The organism is Spirochaetota bacterium (assembly GCA_038043445.1).
GTDB lineage: Bacteria > Spirochaetota > Brachyspiria > Brachyspirales > JACRPF01 > JBBTBY01.
The window spans coordinates 13,524-34,216 of sequence record JBBTBY010000075.1 but is presented as its reverse complement, the minus strand read 5'-3'; the positions used below and the strand labels follow the sequence as shown (position 1 = coordinate 34,216).

General features: G+C 54.3%; 15 protein-coding genes. 8 read left to right on the top strand and 7 right to left on the bottom strand.

Annotated elements, in window-relative coordinates; genetic code table 11:
• The 4 genes from AABZ39_12295 to AABZ39_12280 form a co-directional block, all read left to right on the top strand.
• Positions 1-1,136 (top strand): sugar-binding protein (locus AABZ39_12295; GenBank protein MEK6795554.1); only part of this gene is annotated, 1,136 nt, incomplete at its 5' end.
• 3 nt (positions 1,137-1,139) lie between these two features.
• Positions 1,140-2,705 carry a glycoside hydrolase family 43 protein gene (locus AABZ39_12290; protein MEK6795553.1) on the top strand — a complete coding sequence of 522 codons (1,566 nt, stop codon included), beginning with the start codon at positions 1,140-1,142 and terminating at the stop codon, positions 2,703-2,705.
• 14 nt (positions 2,706-2,719) lie between these two features.
• Positions 2,720-3,784 (top strand): trimethylamine corrinoid protein 2, encoded by a 1,065-nt coding sequence (locus tag AABZ39_12285; protein ID MEK6795552.1) that lies wholly within the window; start codon positions 2,720-2,722, stop codon positions 3,782-3,784.
• Positions 3,785-3,812: 28 nt separating this feature from the next.
• Positions 3,813-5,837, top strand: a complete 2,025-nt coding sequence (locus AABZ39_12280) for a beta-galactosidase (protein ID MEK6795551.1) — start codon at positions 3,813-3,815, stop codon at positions 5,835-5,837.
• Positions 5,838-6,004: 167 nt separating this feature from the next.
• Here the strand turns inward: AABZ39_12280 and AABZ39_12275 are convergent, their stop codons facing one another.
• The 4 genes from AABZ39_12275 to AABZ39_12260 all read right to left on the bottom strand — a co-directional run bounded on the left by AABZ39_12275 (position 6,005) and on the right by AABZ39_12260 (position 10,029).
• A complete protein-coding gene (locus AABZ39_12275) occupies positions 6,005-6,961 on the bottom strand; it encodes a hypothetical protein (GenBank protein MEK6795550.1) in 957 nt (318 codons plus the stop codon).
• Complete coding sequence (locus AABZ39_12270) at positions 6,954-8,171, bottom strand: hypothetical protein (protein MEK6795549.1); 1,218 nt, start codon at positions 8,169-8,171, stop codon at positions 6,954-6,956. The genes AABZ39_12275 and AABZ39_12270 overlap by 8 nt, the downstream gene beginning before the upstream one ends.
• 143 nt (positions 8,172-8,314) lie before the next feature.
• Complete coding sequence (locus AABZ39_12265) at positions 8,315-9,469, bottom strand: hypothetical protein (GenBank protein MEK6795548.1); 1,155 nt, start codon at positions 9,467-9,469, stop codon at positions 8,315-8,317.
• Entirely contained in the window at positions 9,466-10,029 is a 564-nt protein-coding gene (locus AABZ39_12260; protein MEK6795547.1) for a sigma-70 family RNA polymerase sigma factor, read from the bottom strand. The genes AABZ39_12265 and AABZ39_12260 overlap by 4 nt, the downstream gene beginning before the upstream one ends.
• 203 nt (positions 10,030-10,232) lie before the next feature.
• Between AABZ39_12260 and AABZ39_12255 the strand changes: the two genes are divergently transcribed.
• From AABZ39_12255 to AABZ39_12240, 4 genes are all read left to right on the top strand, one after another.
• A complete protein-coding gene (locus AABZ39_12255; GenBank protein ID MEK6795546.1) occupies positions 10,233-11,489 on the top strand; it encodes a hypothetical protein in 1,257 nt (418 codons plus the stop codon).
• A gap of 138 nt (positions 11,490-11,627) precedes the next feature.
• On the top strand, positions 11,628-12,776 hold the full coding sequence (locus AABZ39_12250; protein MEK6795545.1) for a hypothetical protein: 1,149 nt from the start codon (positions 11,628-11,630) through the stop codon (positions 12,774-12,776).
• Positions 12,777-12,833: 57 nt separating this feature from the next.
• Complete coding sequence (locus tag AABZ39_12245; GenBank protein MEK6795544.1) at positions 12,834-16,931, top strand: Calx-beta domain-containing protein; 4,098 nt, start codon at positions 12,834-12,836, stop codon at positions 16,929-16,931.
• Positions 16,928-17,437, top strand: a complete 510-nt coding sequence (locus AABZ39_12240; protein MEK6795543.1) for a hypothetical protein — start codon at positions 16,928-16,930, stop codon at positions 17,435-17,437. The genes AABZ39_12245 and AABZ39_12240 overlap by 4 nt, the downstream gene beginning before the upstream one ends.
• On the opposite strand, the gene AABZ39_12235 is transcribed toward AABZ39_12240, so the two are convergent.
• From AABZ39_12235 to AABZ39_12225, 3 genes are all read right to left on the bottom strand, one after another.
• Entirely contained in the window at positions 17,416-19,473 is a 2,058-nt protein-coding gene (locus tag AABZ39_12235) for an aldo/keto reductase (GenBank protein MEK6795542.1), read from the bottom strand. The genes AABZ39_12240 and AABZ39_12235 overlap by 22 nt on opposite strands.
• 264 nt (positions 19,474-19,737) lie before the next feature.
• Entirely contained in the window at positions 19,738-19,944 is a 207-nt protein-coding gene (locus tag AABZ39_12230) for a hypothetical protein (protein ID MEK6795541.1), read from the bottom strand.
• A gap of 213 nt (positions 19,945-20,157) precedes the next feature.
• Positions 20,158-20,693 (bottom strand): CPBP family intramembrane glutamic endopeptidase (locus AABZ39_12225; GenBank protein ID MEK6795540.1); only part of this gene is annotated, 536 nt, incomplete at its 5' end.

Here is a 20,693-nt window from a genome sequence, read left to right as displayed (position 1 = left end):
TAGCGGATACGCTGAGCGCGTGGCGATTCGACCGCGTTATCGATGCGACGACCATCATCGTCGTCTGGACGCCGGTGCATCGCGAGATAGTGCTTTCCGCAGCGGCACCGATCGGCTCCGCGGCGTACTCGCTCTTCGGCAGGGGGACATCCTCCGGTGCTTCGCTTACGGTACCGATATCGTCGCTCCCGGCGTTCATCACCGTGCCTGCCGCGGATGGCGATGCGCTTGAGCGTGCGCTTCGAGCCGGAAAGAGAACCCATGCAGCGCCGGTATCGGTGAGAAAAGCGTTCCTGGTGTCCACGACAAAGGCCGGACTTGCCGTCGACAATGCGCTTTCCGACCCCGTCGAGATAAATATCGCCGTCGATGGAACGAAGATCGTGCGAACGATAGCAGCGGGTGCATCGAGCATCGTATTCGATCTTCCGACCGCGATGAAGCCCAGCGAGGTGAAAGATCTCACGCTTACCGCCGAGGGTATCACGAAACGAGCACAGCTTTCCGGCGCACTCCTTCCCTGCAGAAAGATCGTAACCCCGGATATTGACGGCGTCATCACCGAGATCGGGCTTACGCCGATCGTATTATCGGACCGCGAGAATCTCTTTCCCATCGATGCGGCCTGGCGCGGCAAGGACGATCTTTCCGCGACCGCTTGGCTCGGCTGGAACGAGGACGGACTGTATTTTGCCGCCGATGTGAGGGACGACGAGCATACCGCACCCTACGACGGTGAAAAGGATTTCTGGCGCTCCGACGGCATTCAGCTTGCGATCGACAGCGGGGGCGAAAGCGTTTCCGGTTATGACGAGAACGACCGCGAGATAGGTCTTGTGCTCGGAAAAAACGGATCGAAAGCGTATCTGCATTCGACGAAGAACGGCTCGCAGCCGCTCAGCTGCCGATTCCAGGCGGTGCGCGACGGAAAGAATACGCGCTATGAGCTTTTCGTACGCTGGAGCGAGCTCGATCTCCCTCCCGCATACGCGCTTCGCGTCATGCCCGTCAACTTCATTGTCAATGAGAACGACGGCGCGGGCCGCGGATCGTGGATGGGCCTTACCGCCGGCATCGGCGAATTAAAAGCGCCGATCAATTATCGATCGTTCGTGTTCACCGCGCCGAAGGAATAAGGTGTGGAAATACGAAACCCTATCCTGCCGGGCTTTAATCCCGATCCGTCGATATGCCGCGTCGGTGATGACTACTACATTGCCACGTCGACATTCGAATGGTTTCCCGGCGTGCAGATACATCACTCGCGCGATCTCGTTCATTGGCGTCTGCTCACGCGCGTGCTCAACAGGGTTTCGCAGCTTGACATGAGGGGCGATCCGGATTCCGGCGGCATTTGGGCCCCATGTCTTACGCATCATGAAGGAACGTTCTATCTCTGTTATACCGATGTGAAGAATTTCATCGGTATTTGGAAGGACACACATAATTATCTTGTCACGGCTGAGGATATCATGGGCCCGTGGACGGATCCGATATATCTCAATGCGAGCGGCTTCGATCCGTCGCTCTTCCATGATGACGACGGGAAGAGTTATCTCGTCAATATGATCGTCGATCATCGGAAAGGGAAGAATCGATTCGGCGGAACACTGCTGCAGGAATATTCGAGGAAAGAGAAGCGGCTTATCGGTCCGGTCAGGAATATTTTCCCCGGAACATCGCTCGGCTGTACCGAAGGGCCGCATATCTATAAGCGGAACGGTTTTTACTACCTCATGCTCGCCGAGGGCGGCACCGGATACAAGCACGCGGTGACCATTGCCCGTTCCCGTTCTATCACCGGCCCGTATGAGGTGCATCCGCACAACCCCATACTCACATCGGCGAACGATGCGGGCGTTACACTGCAGAAAGCGGGGCATGCATCGCTTGTAGAAACGCAGAACGGCGAATGGTATATCGCGCATCTGGCATCGCGTCCCATCACCGAGAAAAAGCGCTGTGTGCTCGGCAGGGAGACATCGCTGCAGAAAGTCGTATGGAAGGACGATTGGCTTTCTCTCCATACCGGCGGGAACGCACCGGAGAGCGCTGTACCCGCTCCGGATATCGTATCCCATCCGTTCCCGGCAGAACCGGTGCGCGATGATTTCGATGATAGCACGATACCGCTCTGTTTCCAGTCGCTCCGTGTGCCGATGACCGAGGATTGGATAACGCTGACCGCGAGGAAGGGATATCTCAGGCTCTATGGACGGGAATCGCTTGCGTCAAATCATCGCCAGTCGCTTCTCGCCCGGCGTCAGCAGGCGTTCTCGTATACTGCCGCGACGTGTTTGGAATTCGATCCGGTCTCCTTCCAGCAGATGGCCGGGCTTATCTGTTATTATGATACCGATCGATTCTTTTATCTCCATGTATCGCATGATGAGGACATCGGCAGACATATTGCCGTTATATCGCGCGACTACGACGTGTTCGAAGAAACGGCAGAACGTGTGCCGCTCGGCACAGCGCGCGTTTTTCTTAAGGCGGATGTCGATCACGAGCGTCTTCAATTCTCATATTCATTCGATGGCTCGAAATGGCATTCGATAGGACCCGTGCTCGATGCGAGCAAACTCTCCGATGATTATTCCCGGACCTGGGGTTTTACCGGCGCGTTCGTGGGTATATGCTGTCAGGACCTTTCCGGCGTTCGCTGCCATGCGGATTTCGACTGGTTCGAATATACTGAGCGATAGAAGCGGGGGGCGACATGTTCGGCACGGCTGATTGGGATATGGTGAAAAAGCGCTGGACGGCGTTCTGGAATAATGATATCGTCGATCGCTGTCTGGTGTCGGTGCAGGCGCCGCTGTCCCATGCACCGAAAGAGACTATAACTGATGCAGAAGAGATCAGGAGATACTGGACGGATCCCGAACGGATAGTGAAGCGTCAGCGCGATACGATGAAAAGGACATATCTTGCCGGCGATGCGTTCCATGTCTACTGGCATAATCTCGGCGCTTCAGGCCACGCCGGGTATTTTCGCGATGCGAATTATGAATTCGGTCAGAACACAATGTGGTTCCATCCGTCCGTTCCATCGCGCGATGCGATGCCGGAATTCGAGCCCGAAGGGTTTCTCTATTCGAAGACGCTCGACATAGCCCGCTATCTTTCAGCCGAAGCAGGACAGGAATTCGTCGTGTCGATGCCGGACTGCTCCGGGAATGTGGACGCGCTCGCCTCACTACGCGGGAGTGAGAATGTGCTTGTGGACATGATAGATGCGCCGGATGCTGTGCGTCGATCGCTTAGAAAAATACAGGGAGTGTACGAACGTACGTATGACGATGTCATGCCCATTCTTGCGAAGAACAATGACGGTGGAAGTTCGATAGGCTGGCTCCGCACCTGGGCGCCGGGGCTTCATGCGCAGATGCAAAGCGATATATCGGTAATGATATCGCCCGAGTCGTTTAACGAATTCGTTGCCGAAGAATTACGAACACAATGCGATTATCTCGATTACCCGCTGTATCATTTCGACGGCATCGAGCAGATCCGTCATTTGGATACACTCTTGTCGATAAAAAAGCTTCGGGCGATACAGTGGACGCAGGTGGCAGGGCAGCCGAAAGCGACAGAGCATATCGACGTTCTTACGCGCATTCAGAAAAGCGGGAAGGCGCTGCTTATCTGTGTGAACCCCGACCAGATCCGCCCGCTCATGTCCGCGCTTTCATCGAAGGGCCTTGCTCTCATCACAACGGCGAAGAGCGCGGATGAAGCGGATGCGATCGTTTCGCAGGTGCAGTCGCTTACGCATGATTGACGTATAAAAAGACGATGAAGGAACACGCATGAAAAAACGAGCGCACAAAAGACCTGAGCAGCCGTGCTATGTCGGTGTAGACTTCTATCCGGAGCATTGGGACAGGGCGCTGTGGACACCCTATGCAAAGAAAATGAATGCCGCGAATTTCAATATCGTTCGGCTTGCGGAATTCGCCTGGGTGCTTATGGAGCCGACAGAAGGTGTTTTCGATTTCTCGTGGCTTGACGATGCGATACGTACGCTCGGCAGGCAGGGGGTGTCGGTCATTCTCGGGACGCCGACGGCGGCTATGCCGGCCTGGGTCGCGCAAAAATATCCCGACACGCTCGCAATGAAAACAGACGGTACGCGGACGGTATGGGGGGCACGCAAGAACAATTGTTTCTCATCTGCTTCATTTCGCCTGTTGTCCGAGCGCATTACAAGAGCCATGGCTGTGCACTATGCGAAGGACCTGCATGTCATCGGATGGCAGACTGACAATGAATTCCGGGGACCCACCTGTTACTGCCCGATATGCCGGCGTGAATTTCAGGAATGGCTCTCGGCGGAATACAAGACCCTCGACGCGCTCAACCGCGCATGGGGAACGGCTTTCTGGGGACATGTATACGGGCGCTGGGACGAGATACAGATACCCGACGATATGAATTCGCAGAACCCGGGAATATGTCTCGACTTCAAGCGATTCACCTCATTCCTCAATGTGCGTTTCCAGCGCGAACAGATCGCCGTGCTCAGGAGCGAATGTCCTTCGAAGTTCATCACGCATAATCTCATGGGATATAATCACGGGGATGTGAACTATTACGACCTCGCCGCCGATCTTGACTTTGTGAGCTGGGATAATTACCCTGTCTGGGGCGCCCCCGCGGTGCGCTACGACGCATCGAGCGCCGCCGATATCATGCGCGGTCTGAAAAAAAAGAATTTCTGGATAATGGAGCAGACGGCCGGACCCTGCGGAGCGACGACGTTCGGGCGTAATGTGCGCCCGGGCGAACTTCGGTCGATAACGTATCAGCAGGTCGCACACGGGGCGGATGCGACGATATGGTTTCGCTGGCGCACGGCTACCGTCGGGCGTGAGCAGTATTGGCATGGGCTGCTCGGGCATGACGGGCGAACGCTCAGAAGATATGATGAAGCGGCGCAGACCGCGAAAGAGCTTCATGCGCTATGGCCGCACATCAAAGATACCACGGTGCTCGCGAAAGCCGCCATTATCTATGATTATGACAGCATCATGGCGTTGAAGATACAGCCGGGATATGAATATCAGGGGCATGAGAATTTTTTCACTTCATCATATAAGGATGCGTTCAAACGATACCATCGCGCGCTTTTCCGCGCAGGCGTCGCCGTCGATGTCATAAAGCCTGATGATCCTATGGGAAAATACGATCTTGTTCTTGCCCCGCATCAACATGTGCTTGCCGATGAAGTCGCAGAAAAGTTCAATACCTATGTGAAGAACGGCGGTGTGCTGTTTACCGATTGCCGTACCGGTGTCAAGGACGAGTTCAATCGCTGTCATGCACGGACACTGCCGGGGTTATTGTCAAAAGCGCTCGGCATTTCCATCGAGGAATATGAAGGCGTGCCCGGCGGCGTGGAATATCGCATGAACGGTATGGGCGCATCATACGCCGGTGTCCGGTATGCGGATTGGATCACCGCGCACTCGGCGAGAACGCTCGCGGGATACGACACTCCGCATATGAAGGAATTCGCAGCATTCACCTGCAACGATCATGGCAAAGGGAAAGGATACTATCTCGGCACGATCGTGGAGAGCGAAAAGTTCTATGATGCGGTCATTGCGGAGCTGCTTACGGCGGCGGGTATAACACCGCTCTGCACACCGCCCCCCGGTGTCGAGGTATCGATACGCGGCGGGGGAGGAAGGCGGGTGTTGTTCGTGATGAACCATACCGAAGAGGCGAAGACACTCGCCGTACCGCGCGGGAAAACGGAGCTGATAACCGATACGAAGACGGGAGCGGAATGGACACTGCCGGCATTCGGTGTCGCCGTGATTCGTATATGAAACGCTGAGTATAAAATATGGGACAAACAAAAGGAGCCTTTAAATTCGGTCTGTAGTTCGCACGGGCTGAAAAGCCCTCAGCTATGCTCGGTACGCATCTCCGACGGTGGTATTCCGAAACGTTTGCGGAATGCGCGGGAGAATGGTGTTCGATGTTGCCGATTCATTCACTCCAGAATGATGAAATTCCTGCTCCGCATTATCTTTAGGAGCATCTGGATCTCACTGTCACCGGGATAGTAGATAAGCGCCTCCTCGAGAAGCCGTATCGCCTCCGCCTTGTCCTTTCCCTCAAGCTTCTTAGCATGCCCAATGACGTTGTCAGGGTGATAGAACTCTTTCGCCTCCGCTTGCGCCCGTTTGACGTGCTCCTGCGCGGCAGTATAGCGCGATGATGATGCATCGATGCTGTTCCAGCATTTCATCGCTTCAGAGAATTTTTTTTCTCGGATAAGCCGCACACCCTCCTCAAAACGATTTTCATCTTCCAGCGCACGTCGATCTTCTTCCGCCGCGTTTGTCCCGTCAAAAGCGAGATGAAAGCGTACCCCGAGCGAAGCGCCGATATCGATCGTAAGCGGGGACGTGAGGTGGAACAGCATGGACACCTCTATCGGTATTTCGAGCCGCTCTGTCAGCCGCACCGAATAGCCGATGAGGGCGAGCGCGCCGAAATTTCCATGACCGAACACGGCGGGTACGGTATATGAGACGCCGTTGGTCGTCATCGTCGTACTGCTGGCAATGCCAAGAGAATAGACAACGCCTGCGCCGGCATGCCATGACCCTGCGAAAAGGAATGCCGCATCCATCCCGAATTGCAGCGTATGCGCGAATGTTGTTGCAGTGTAGCTGATGCCGGGCACGGTGCCGTAGGCGCTGCTTATGCTCATTTCATAATCAATGAATATCGATGTGCAGAGGAAGGGCAGCGGCTTTGTCGATGCTGAAACCCCGCCGCCGAAACAGGGAATAACGCTCAGCGGGTATCGCAGCCCCAAGCCGGAGCCGCCCAATGCCTTTACTCCTATCACACAGTCGAAAGAGTGGACCGGGAACGGGGGTGCGATGAAAAGCACGACGACAGCGGTGATGAACGATGTTATTTTAACGGTGCTACTCACATCGCCAAACGTCATTGGTATTCCCGAAGACCCGCCCGGCAATGAGCCATACTTTGTTGTTGAAGATCAGGGGCGTATGCTCATATCGCGGTAAGAAGTTAGCGGAGGCCGTCGCTAGCGTCCATGTGATGCCGTCACTCGAATAATATACATCGTTTTTTGCAGCGATGTCAAATCCGCCAATGAGCCACATCCTGTTATTGAAGGTGGCGGATGCATGCAATGATCTGGCTGAGAATGCTGCCGCCGCTGTCGCCTGTATCCAGGTAACACCATCGCTCGAATAGTACACGTCGTTTTTAGGGACCCCGGCATCACTCCCGCCGATGACCCACATTTTACCATGAAAGACGACGGATGTATGCTGCACTCGTGCAGGAAATGCGGCAATCGCGGTGGCCTGTGTCCAGCTGACACCATCGATAGAATAATGGACGTCGTTCGTGGGATTACCGCCGGCATCACTCCCGCCGATGACCCACATTTTATTATTAAAGACGACGGATGTATGACTGTTCCTTGCCGGGAATGCGGCGGCCGCAGTGGCTTGTGTCCAAGTAATACCGTCACTAGAATAATATACGTCGTTTGTCGGAGCGTTGTCGTTTCCGGCAATGATCCACATCTTATTATTAAAGACGACGGATGTATGCAATACTCGTGCAGAGAAGGCCGCTGCGGCTGTTGCCTGTGTCCAGGTAACGCCATCGCTCGAATAATACACGTCATTCGTATTTTCACCGCTCCATCCGCCGATGACCCACATCTTGTTGTCAAAGACAACGGATGCATGATAGATGCGAGGGGGGAAAACAGCGCCGGCTGTCGTTCGTGTCCACGATGTCGGATCGAACACATCGATAGGGATAGTTTGTTTCATGGTGTAGCCGCCGGTATCGGAAACGGATACCTCGATCTGTTTTATGCCGACCGATGCCGGGAGATAGTGCGCATTTGATCCCCAACCGCTGATAGTGCCGCCCCCGGACAGGATGGTATACTGATATGATAGCGTATCCCCCGCGGGGTCCGCCGCAAGAACAGGAATTCTCGCGCTTTCATATATCATAGCGACCCCCGCGTCCGGCGTGATTCCGATGATCGGCGGTGTATTGTACCGGGGGTCAGTAGGGAGCCTGCCATTCTCCACACAATTGCACAAAGCTAAAAAGAGCAGCGGGAGCGGCACGATGGATGTGATCGTTTTCATGACCGCGTCGCCTGCGGTCTGTTTTCAAAACGCGTGTGATCGCGCGGTTTGTCATCGGTTCCCGGCATATACATCAGTATAGCCAGAACCGGTGATTCGTCAACAACGATCGTGATATATGCCTGCCGCCGGGGAAAAGCTGATCAGCGCTGCTTTTCAGCGGCGATCTCAAGTACTTTTCGCTTGTCAATGGCGACGAGGGCCACAGGAGTTTTTATCGTGAATTGATCGTCATCGTTTTCCGCAACGAATATCCCGCTTAATACTTCCTGGTCGATCGTTACGACACGGATCCGTTTTCCTTTCAGTGTCGACAATTTCTTCTCGACCGTTTCGACCGGCATAGGTTTGCCAGTCTGTGCTGCGTTGCTCTTTTGTATTGCATGGGGAGTATCGTCGCTCGCGATAGTATTCGGAGTGGACAGTGCTATCGTATGCGTATCATTGACGACGACGGCACGTTCGCCCGGTATCTTGTCTATGGGGTATACGATCAGTTCCTGCACAGCTGCGGTGTGCGGTATCGTGATCGGGGATATTTTTCCCTTCGAGAAGCGTATCGCGTTGCCGGCGTTCACTGTGGTAATGGTGTCAGCTCTTTCGAATATGCGGACCGCTCCTTGTATGCACGCAACATCAAATTCGTCCTCATTGACCGTCCGCACCGAGAAAATCGTTCCCATGACACTTACGCCGCGTGTGCGGTTCGTTCCGATAATGACCGTGAAAAAATCCTGCTCGCTTTGCCTTCGTACGTGAAAGCGTGTTTCGCCATGCAGTGCTGCAACAACAGCACCCCGACCGTTCCTGAAGCGCACATCGTCGAGCTTGACGGATGCGTTCACTCCGACATCGATGAGCGCAAACCCGTCGTACCGCAGCATCAGCCGCTTGGATGCGGCAACGACAGTGCCGCCCGCGATACGGTCAAATATCTTCACATCGAAGGGGGCGCCGTTCTTCTGTATTGTGCCGGCAAAGACGATCACTTCACCGGACGCAGCGGGAAGAAAACGCCAGAGTGCAATACCCGCGATGAGAAGAGCAGCGATCCCTCCGGCGGAAATGGTGTAACGCAGGCGGGTGACTCGCCGCTTCTGTTCCCGGTCCCGTATCTCAGAGAGTATGCGGGGAAAAGGGACGAGTGAATCGTTCGATCTATCCCGGGCGGCCGTTTCACTATCAAATACGCCGCGCAGGCGTTTCTCATCGGCAGCGGGTAACCCCGGTGAATACTCATCTCCCTTTGTGCTGCCCGGATCGAACATCCTGTTGTCCTTTTCGGCGCGCTTTTTCATCCGTCCCCCCGGCCATGCATATGCGCATGAATGTGCTGCATCGCCTTCTGCATGCGATGTTTCACCGTGCGCACCGGCATCTTCAGAAATGCAGCTACCTCAGTGAATGTCATGTCCTGAAAGATCTTCAGCAGCACGATCTCCCGATACTTCGGGTCAAGCAGCATGATCGCGTTATTCAGTGCCCTGCGTTTCATTTTCTCATCGACGATCTCGTCTACAGCGGTGCTCGGCGGGGCATTGGCTTCGATCAAAGCGTCACCCATCGGGATCGTACGTCTGCGGTATTCGTCCATGGCGCAATTGAACGCTATCCGGTATATCCATGACGACACCGTTCCTGTCCCGCGGAACTGCGTTGCCCGTTCAAATATCCGCACGAACGTATCCTGCACCACGTCGTCGACGGCAATGCGGTCCGAGGGCATGAGACGCCTTACATAACGAGTTATTTTTCCGATATACCGTTCATAAAGCATGCGAAGCGCCTCGGTGTCTTTTCCGGATGCGATCCGTGCAATGCACACTCGTTCATCGGCATCGTTGGGTGCGGGTGCCATTATCTGCGTCTATATGCTATGACGCGGGATTCGGGAAAGGGGGCAATCAATTTTCAATACCTTCTGCGGGCACGATGTTCCTGCAAACGGACTATCGATTGTATTTTACCACTTCACCCCCCCATTGTCAATAAAAAACGTTGCCCCATTTATCAGCTTCGTCGTCGTAGTAGATACACACCACCGGGAAAGGAGATTGGTTTATGAAAAAAATGCATGAACCCTTACACAAAGTTCAAGCTGATGCACGTGCGGCATTTTTCGCGATCCTGGCATCGCTATGCATTTTCAGCGGTTGTACCAATGGTATACTGAATCCGCTCTCACCCGCTGATGACGCAATGGATGCCAATGATGCGCCTCTGTACAGCGGTGAAACATCGAAGTCGCTTGGCGTATTACCCGGTGCCGGATCAGGACTTGCCGGTTCGGGCAAAAAAGTCCTCTTGATAGTCGAATCGGTACTCTACAGCAGCATTGTCAACGAACTCGATATCTACAGGGGCGATCTCGTCGCTGATGGATGGACGGTTGAGACAATTCTTACCCCGAAACGAAATAATAGAAATAAGTATATGCATGTCGATCTCGCGACGAATATCATCTGGCCGCGTATCGTTCCCGGCATGCATGTATTTTTCGTCGGCTCATGCCCTATGCCCTACATCGGCTTTGGTATCAATCCCGATGGCCATCAAGATACCAAAGGCGCCTATGCATCAACCGCGTATTATGGGATACCGGTCACCAATTATTGGACGGATACTCGTGATAACAGCGGCTTCCTATCGAAAAGCGCCCAAAGAAACATTCCGGGTGACGGGAAATTCGATCAAGACATTCTCCCATCTCCCCCGCTTGTGTCTATCGGTTTTCTCGATGTCAGCAGTTTGAAGATCAAAGGATGGGGATCGCTGCTCGATCAAAATTCATTTACGATACAGAAGTATCGCGAATACTTTGCGAATAATCATTCCTACCGAATGAACGGCTGGAGACCCCGCATCGTCGCCGCTCAGGGTGAATGGACAGCGTCATACTCGTCGGCATTTTCCAATTGGGCAATAAGCAATGGCTTCAGCTATCTCGCATTCAGGTATTCCTATTCAAATGCGAGCCAGAGGTTCTCACCGCTCAATAGTATTCCATTCGGTGTTCTCTACGACACGAAGGTGTTTTCAGATAAGGATTCATTCTGGACGAATATTCATGGTCAATGGGCAGTGCTCGATCTATACTATGGCAGCTACCAGATCGATTTTGGCTCAAAACGGCTTATGAACCCCCTCGGGGCGGGTGCGCTTGCTACCGGAAGTATGGGGGCAATTAATGTATGGAATATCATTGGATTAGAGATCGGAAAAACATTGGGCGAGATCTGGAAGCAATCTGTTTCAGCAGACTTGAAGCGCCCCTATGTTGTGCTCTACGGCGATCCAACATTGACCTTGAGAAGATGAGCGAAAAAACAAAGGGATGATGTAACAACTATAATTCAGAGGATGTTTATGAAAAACAGTGATCGATTCACGACACGGCCTATAAAGGTATTTCTCGGGGTCACAATTCTATGCATCGGGATACTGGTAACCGGATGTATGCGTAATACGCTCAATCCGTTGGGCGGTGCATATAACAGTAAGACAATGAATTTCATATCCAACACGGGCGGCGATCTCCTTGTCGTACTCGATTCGACGTTGGCGCCCTCGGTTATCAGTGCGTTCAATGGATGGAAAACGGATGTTGAGCGGGCAGGGTGGGTTGTTACGGTCGCATCATGGACAAAGGCTAACAAGGATGTTTCCAATCATGTGAAGCTCGCTGAACAGATCATCTGGCCGTATATACGCAGTAAGGGTGTTGCGCCGCATGTGTTTCTCATCGGAAAATTACCGATGCCCTACACGGGTTTAGATATTCCCACCTCTCATGAAGATCGTGGAGCATATGCGAGTACGCTCTTTTACGCAGCCCCCGACGGTCAGTGGACGGATATCGGGGATAATTCGTTTCGTACGCATCGTACTGCCGCACTGAAGAATGTTCCGGGCGATGGAAAATTCGATCAGATGATCGGACCGGGGAGCAGTAGTCCGGACTCACGCCATGTACGAGGGGCACTTAAGGCCTGCGTCGGTTGGCTCGATTTTGATCACATTGGAACACCCGCACAATGGGGCGCAACAAATTCGAAGCCGGCTTGGATCGCGCAGTGCTATGTAGATTATTTCGCGCGCAACCGGGCGTATCGTGCCGGGCAGTGGCGCCCCAAAACGCTCATTGGGCACGGCAATTATCTGGCGAAGTATTGGGAGAACGTGCGCCAATGGGCATTGTCGATCACCGCAGTATCAAATTATGGTGAGTTCCAGAACATAGCAGCTGCCGAGGCGCGTGCCCCGTTCGGTTTCGACTTCGATCATAAAGCGATCTCGGATAAGACGTCGACATGGGCGGCTCGCCCGAAAACGCCGTGGTCGGTGTTCGAGCTTTTCTATGGCTCATATCAGTTCGACTATGGTTCGACGCGGCTCATGAAGCCGCTCAATGCCGGGGCACTCGCCACCGGGTGTTCGGTGTCCACATCGGTCGGGTTCGGGCCGACGAGCCCGTCGTGGGATTTGACCGGTATACTGGCCGGAAAAACACTCGGAGAGCTGTGGTATCAAACGCTCAATCGCCCGGTATATTACAATACGATCTTCGTATTATACGGAGATCCAACACTAGTAATAGCGCAATAGCAGCGGTGATCGCAGCACGATGCCGTTCCTGAACGATAAAAAACTGTGGAGGTCACCATGAATCGGATAATTCTTGTCGCCCTAGCGTTTTGCGGAATGCTGTCCGCCATACCGGCGCCGCATCGCGTGCTTCTCGTCATCGATACCAACAGCCAGGATTCCATCATCGTCGGTAATTACTATCGGATGAAACGCACTATCCCGGCGACGAACGTACTTCTCGTGGGGATCAACACGGCCGATCGCATCATCAATGAGTTCAAAGGCGCGAACGGTTTCATCCGGTTTACGAACGATCTCGCTGAGCCGATTTACAGCGCCATAAGCAATCGCGGATTATCAAACGTCATCGATTATATTGTACTGTCATATGGAATACCGGTGCGAATGAAGATGCCGGGAGCGGATATTCCAAGTTCGACAGCGTCCTATCTTGCAACGTATGAAATATTCGGCAATACGATTGAATATTTCTATTACGAGCATTCGTCAGCCGATGTGGCAAATCGAGCGTTTGCCTGCACCAACAAATATACCGCAGTGATCAAGAATGCAAGACCATGGCCGGCGACGAAGCCCCCCAGCTATCGATTGGTTTCACATCTCTCCGCATTTGAGACCGCTGAGGCAATGATGGCGCTCGACAGTGCGGTATTGGGTGATGGGGCGCAGGCTTCGGTACACGGTGGGCGGTGGGTGCTGCAAAATAACCACTATGATAGAGTGCCGAAAGAATACGGTACGAATATTGCCACGAATTGGCGAGTCCACTACGGCTTACCCTCAGATTGGTATTCAGAGGGCTTCAATTTCAAGCTAAATTCCATCAATGACATGGCCGTACTGTTGTTTGCCGGTGTTTATTCGGGATACAATAATGACAATTTCGCAGCGGTAATGCCCGTGCCTATGGCTGTGCCGGGTGGACATGCAGAAGCGGATGAGTCTTTTGGCTGTATACCGACGCAATTCCTTAATCACGACGGGGCCGGACAGTTCCCAATGCCATTCCTTTCTCGTCTGGGCTTTGCGACATATGCTGGCGCTGTGTATGAACCTGGCAGCGGGTTTCTCAATGCGTGTGTAAGTACGAACTATGCTGAAAAATTCCGTTCGATGTATATGAATGGAAGCACGGTGATCGAAGCATCATTTCTTGTTTCGTGGAGGGATAAACGCGGGCAGACGACATTCATTGGGGATCCACTCAGCAGGCCATATGCTGTTATTCCATCGGTAACTATCAATGCGGCATCCGGTACCGTGTTGCAGGGGGTCGCACCGGTATCGGCAACGGCATCCTCTGCACGAGGCATAAGAAAAATTGAGCTGTACATTGATGGAGCGCTGCGCGCAAGCGCGGACGGCGCATCGATACAGTATGTGTGGGATACCCGTGCGGTGCCCGATGGTGAGCACACCATCTACGCGGTTGCGTATGACGCAAGCTCAATTCTGTCACCGGGGAGCAGGACTACGTTAATAGTCGTTGCCAATGGGGTGGCATTGCCGAGACCATCGGTACCGCGTGATATTACGCGGACGATAATCAGTACCGAGCGAATCGTGCTTTCATGGATCGATACTTCATTGATCGAGGACGGTTTCATCGTGTACCGCAGTGTTGAAAATTCGGGATTTGTACCTATCGGCACCCTCGGGTCCAATATAACACAGTTCACCGATACCGGTCTTAGCACCAATGTCCGGTACGTGTATCGGGTATCGGCGTTCAATGCAGCGGGAGAATCAGAAAAAAGCGCCCCGCTTTCCGTACTCATGCTTCTACCGAAAGCCCCCTCGGCGTTGATGTTCAAGGATGTCACGATACGCGATATCGTGCTGGGATGGAGCGGAGCCGGCATCACCAATGAAACAGGGTTCAATGTATACCGCAGCGTGAATGGCGGGGTGTTCACCAGATTCACGGAGCCATATCCGGAATCGAAAAGGGACGCGACGTCGTTCAATGACAATGACATATCGGAGAACAGCCTGCACCGATATCAGGTGAGTGCGACCAATGAATACGGTGAGTCGGAGCGGTCACTTGTGATAGAACGAATGATTATTCCCATTCCGGTGCCGACGGGGCTTGCCGCAAGCGCTCAGGGTGCGAGTACGATACTGCTGTCCTGGACGGATAATGCGGTGAATGAAACGGCGTACCTCATACAGCGAAAAACGAACGGCGGCAATTTCGTTCAGGTCGCGCATGTGCCGGCGAACACCACGTCTATCAGCGACATCGTTGAATCGATGAACAACGAATATACGTACAGGATTTATGGAACGAACAGCACCATGCGCGGTGAATACTCGGACAGTGTGAGTTTTATACCGGGGCCGCCGGTTGCACCCTCTTTGCTTGAGTTCAGCGCATCGGTGTATTCAGTGAACGAGAACGACGGCACGGCGCAGATATCGGTGACACGTTCCGGCGGGAGCGCCGGGACTGTTTCAGCGACATATATCATCGCCGCCGGTACGGCAACTGCGGGCGGTGATTTCATGGCGGGCACCGGCACGGTTTCCTTTTCGAACGGTGAGACCACGAAAATATTCTCGGTTACGATCAATGACGATGCTGTGGTCGAAGGGAATGAGACCGTCACCCTGACGCTTTCCGCTCCGACGGGCGGCGCGGTCATAGGAACACAGAATGCTGCACTATTGACAATAGTTGAGAACGATACGCCTTCGGGAAATCTGCTCATGTATGACGGCTTCGATTACACCCTTGGTGCGAGTCTGCACACCCTTTCCGGCGGTACCGGATGGGGCGAAAATGCCTGGGGCAGCTCCGAAAATGGCAGCAGCATGAAGAGCACTGTCGTAGAAGGGCTTACGTTCAGCGACTATCAGGTCTCGGGCAATGCGGTACGGCTGTATACGGCGGGTGCGGTGACATTGCGTATCGGGCGAAAGATCGCCGCCGCCGCAACAGGCGATATCTGGATGAGCTATCTCTATCATGTCGATATGGCGAAACCTGCGGCATATCAATTCTCCGCGATACAGACCACATCATATCAGACGGCGAAGGGCAGTGAGAAAATGCGAAACATTGCCCAGATATACAAAAGCACGAGCGGCGTGAACTACGGAGTCGGCGGTATTCGGGTGTCGAGTGAGAACGATACGCAAAGCCCGAATTCCTACCCCGGGATCGGCACGTATCTGCTCATCGCCAAATTCACCGGCATTGGCGGAAGCGGAACGCAGACGGGTTCATGGTGGGCGCTTACCCCCGCCAATTACGATGCGATCAAGAACAATATCACCGAGGATGCGTTGAACGCCAACTGCCTCTCGAAGGTGTCAAGCAGCTCCGCTGGTGCGGAATTCACCGCGAGCAAGTATGTGCAGATATCATTGGGAAACTATGCGTCGGCAGCGTACACTGAGACCATTGATGAATTACGATACGGCACGACGCTTGGCGATCTCTTTTTTGGGAGTGCGGCGATCACCGCAGGCACCGCGCATGTGCCTGCCGTTGCAGGTTACAGCACGTCCGCACCGGCAATGATCGCAACGAACATTACTTCTTCCTCGGAATTTCGCATAACCAATGCTGCGGCGTATCCTGATGCGGTCAGGAATTCTGTTCGCATATCGTACACCGTGATGAAAAGCTGGCTCGGCGCGGCGCAGATATCGTTTGCCTATTCGGATTCGGGGATGAATACCTGGACGGACATGGCGGTGAGCGGTCCGACAAGCAATGATTCGGGTTCGTACTCGAATGAATGGATGTTGCCTGCCGGCATTGACACGAAGAAGCGGTACGACATACGTATCATCGCGCGATACTTTTCGCAGACAAGCGCGCCGGCCATCGCCGCGGGTATAGACCTCAGCCGGTTCTTCTCGAAAAAGGACGACCTTTCTCGTGCAGTGGCCGTCAATAATCCGTATCGAGGTAACAGCGAAGGGATAGTGTTCGCAAATCTCCCTGCGAATGCGTCGGTTGAGGTATATTCCATGTCCGGAAGGCATCTCACGAGCGTACCGGCATCGGCGGGTGCGAACGGGCGTCTTACCTGGAATATGCGTACGAGCGACGGGAAAAAAGCCGCTCCGGGTATCTATCTATGCGCGATCATCAACGGGGCCGAACGCCGTACCATCAAGGTCATGGTACTTCGATGAGAGGGCTGGTCGCAGCATTCTGTGCGGCAGCATTCGGTATATCGTCGTTAGCGGCGCAGTCGACGAGTGCGTTCGATGTGCTTACGATAGGGGCCGGCATGAGCGCATCGTCGCTAGCGAATGCCGCGGCAGCCGAGTTGGACAGCATTGAAGGCGCATTCCATAACCCGGCTACGCTCGGATCGCTTGCCGTCGATCTTTCCGCCGCCGGCTCGTACAATCCGTATCTGACAATGACGCTCGTAAGCGGCATTGTCGCCGTGCGATTCAAGGCGCTGACGTTCGCCGCTTCCGCGTACGGTCTTCTGCTCGACCCCATTATCGGCGATATTGCCTATGATGGTGATGTCGGCCGCGTCCTGCCCGCAGGCGACTATGTGCTCGGGGCATCGGGTGCCTGCTCGATCGATTCGCTCCTTTCACTGCCGTTCATGCTTTCGTTCGGGCTGACATTGCGGGCACGAGCGATGTCTTCCCGTTTTGATCAATTCGCCATCGCCGCCTGAGGGCGATTGCTGGATACGGCCTTCAGGCCATCGCTTTCAAGATTGAGCCATGCGACCTCTTCCGGCGTGAGCGATATCGTGAGTCCCTTGAATGAGTCCTCGGTCTCACGCGGCGTGCGCGGTCCAATGAGCGGGAATGTCGGGAAGGGCTGCGAGAGAACATAGGCACAGGCGATGGTAACGCCCGATACACCCTTTTTCTTTGCAAGCTCGAACACACGTGACTGGCGCTGGAAATTGTCATCGCTGTACCAGCAATGGGCAAGGCTTTTATCCGCGAGGAGATCGGGGCGTGCGCGTTCGGGTACGAAGAAGCCGCGCGCCTGGCTTGACCACGGCATGAGCGGCATCTGCGTCTTCGTGAGCCATGCGCGGGAGACGGGGTCGGAGAACGAGAGCGATCCCGCCCAGACCGGGTTGACCATTCGTGCGAGGCTGAAGTTGTTGCTGATCGCCGAGAAGCTTTCAAGCCCTTTCTTTCGCGCATATTCATTCGCCGCTTCGATGCGCTCTATCGTCCAGTTCGATGCGCCGAAGGCACGCATGCGCCCGGCACGCTTGTGTTCATTGAGCACATCGATGAACTCGCCGACGGGTATGTCGATGTTGTCGCGGTGCATCATGTAGATATCGACGTAATCGGTCTTGAAGCGTGAAAGGCTTTCGAGGAATTGCTTGGTGAGATCGGTCGGATTGCAGAACGGCGTATGGGCGCCTTTGTCGAGTATGACCACGTTCTCACGCACATTGCGCAGGCGTATCCATTCGCCGAGATTCGTCTCATGCTTGCCGCCGCCGTAGATGTGGGCGGTATCGAAGGTGTTGCCGCCGAGTTCATAGAAATCATCGAACATCATGCACGCATGCGGCAGTGTGTTCTGATTATCAACGCCCATGACAAGGCGCGATACGGGTTTTTCTATGCCGGGTATCGTGCCGTAGCGCATGATGCTGCTGAGGCTCACCGCAAGCGGCCGTTTGTGAATGGGAAGCGTCAGCCCCTCGCTTTTCTCTTCATCGTATACCATCCCTATCTGCTCACGCCACGCATCGAGCATCTTCATGTTGCCGAGCGTATCCTCGACGGACATGGCGGGGAATTTTGCCTGTTTGTTCTCGATGTGTTCGGCGACCGTATCCGCTTCAAGACCGTAGAGCCATTCATTCGTTTCGATGACTATCTCACGCGGAGCGCTCTCTCCCTTTTTCGTGACGAGTATCTTTACCGAGCCGCCCTCGCGCGCCGGGACCCACGGGCTCGGAACGACGATATTCCCGTTCGTGCCGAATATCCGTACGCAATTATCCTGCATGACGGAGACGCCGGTGGCAAGCGATGCGACTATCCCACCCTCGAATTTCACCGATGCCGCTGCCCATTCGTCGGTGCGCCCCTCGCCGATGTAGCCGACACCCTTGAACTCTATCGGGTCGGCCGTTTCTTTTCCGAGCGCAACACCCGCGACAAGACGGGCCATGGTCGTTGTGTAGCCGCCGACATCGAGTATGCCGCCGCCGCCGAGTGCGTTCTTAAAGAGACGGCCTTCGGGGTTGAAGCCGCCGTGGAAGCTGAAGGTCGCCTGTATCACCCGCACATCGCCGATCTCCTTAGAACGGATGAGCTCGACGAGCTTCGCCGTCTGCGGATGGCAGCGGTACATGTACGCTTCCATAAAGAAGACATTATTGCGTCTGGCAGCTTCGACAACGGCGAGGGCCTGATAATAGTTGAGCGAGACGGGTTTTTCACAGAGTATGTGCTTCTTCGCCTCGGCGCATTGTATCGCCCACTCGGGGTGGAGCGGATGCGGCGTTGCTATGTAGACCGCATCGACCACGGGGTCGGCAAGGAGCGCTTCGTAGCTTGCATGCCGGTGCGGGATATTGAATTCCTCGCCGAATTTATCCGCCTTTTCCTGCGTGCGGCTCCCGACAGCGGTGAGCGTGCCGTATTTTGAATGAGCAACCCCGCGGGCGAACGCCTTGGCGATATTGCCCGCCCCGAGTATGCCCCAGCGTATCTTCTTAGCAGCCATGATGAACTCCTTCATACCCGGATATACCGGTATTTTCGATGCGTCCCTAAAGTAGCTACGACAGTATGAAAAGGCAAAGTATGCGGTGAAAAATCTTGTGGATATAGTTGCGTATCTCTGGACTATATTGCGCACAGATCGAGTTGCCGAGGCGGCCTTCGCGCCGCGCCGGGCTATCTGATCGAACGCGGCGGCAATAAAGCGAATGGCCGCGCAGGCTCCACCCCGCACGGCCATTCACCCCTTTCATGTATCCAACCTTCTCTATTCACACCCCGTATACGCCCTTTCCGTTTCCACTGACATTTCCTTCCGGTTCTCCTTCCGCGATGGAAAAGCGGTACTGGTCCCGAGATCGGAAAGCATCGGATCGACCGCACGCCCCGCGTCTTTGAACGCGGCTTTATTCGCACGCATGTATTCGAGCACATTCGCGCAGAAACCGACGGTCTGGTCAGTTGAGAGCGGCATGTCATGTCTCCTTTCCATGCATTCTTCATTTCGAGCGTTCCGTACGCACGAATAATACTGCCGAATGCCGCTTTCGGGTATCACTCCGAGGAGTGATATGCGCATTATTGCCTGGTACCAGCGGTACCAGATGGGTTGATTTATGCTACATATTGAACATGCAGCAACAGTATACCGGTGCCGAATGCTTACCGGCTCGTGAAAGGCGAAACGTTATTTCGCGACCCGCCGCTTTCCCGAAAGAAGCTGTAGACCGGTTACCGCGGAAGACCCGAGAACGATGGACGCGATGACCGCCTGCCAGCGCGTCGTTCCATCCGTATTCATGATGAAGCCGCCGACAGCAGGAACATTGACGAGAACGATGAGCGTCGTATTGTACGCGAAATGCGTCGCCGCGGACGCGAATATGCTCCCTGCACGCTGATACACGAAGCCGAGATATGATCCGACGAGGATAAGTGCGATAAGCCCGAAATAATTCTGATGTATCAGTGCGAACACGGTGCCAGAGAGGAAATAGACGCCCGGTGCGCCGAAGCTCCGCTCAAGCGTTCTGTGGAAATAGCCGCGGAAAAGGAATTCCTCGCATATCGCCGGCGTTATGCCGATGGCAAGAATGAGGAATGCCCATTGCCATGGCGCATGGACGGTGACGAGCACGTTGCCCACTTTCTCGAATTCCTTCAGCACCGGGAAAAGGCGCGTGAAAAGATCGCCGGTGGCATTGACAAGCGGTATGAGCGCAA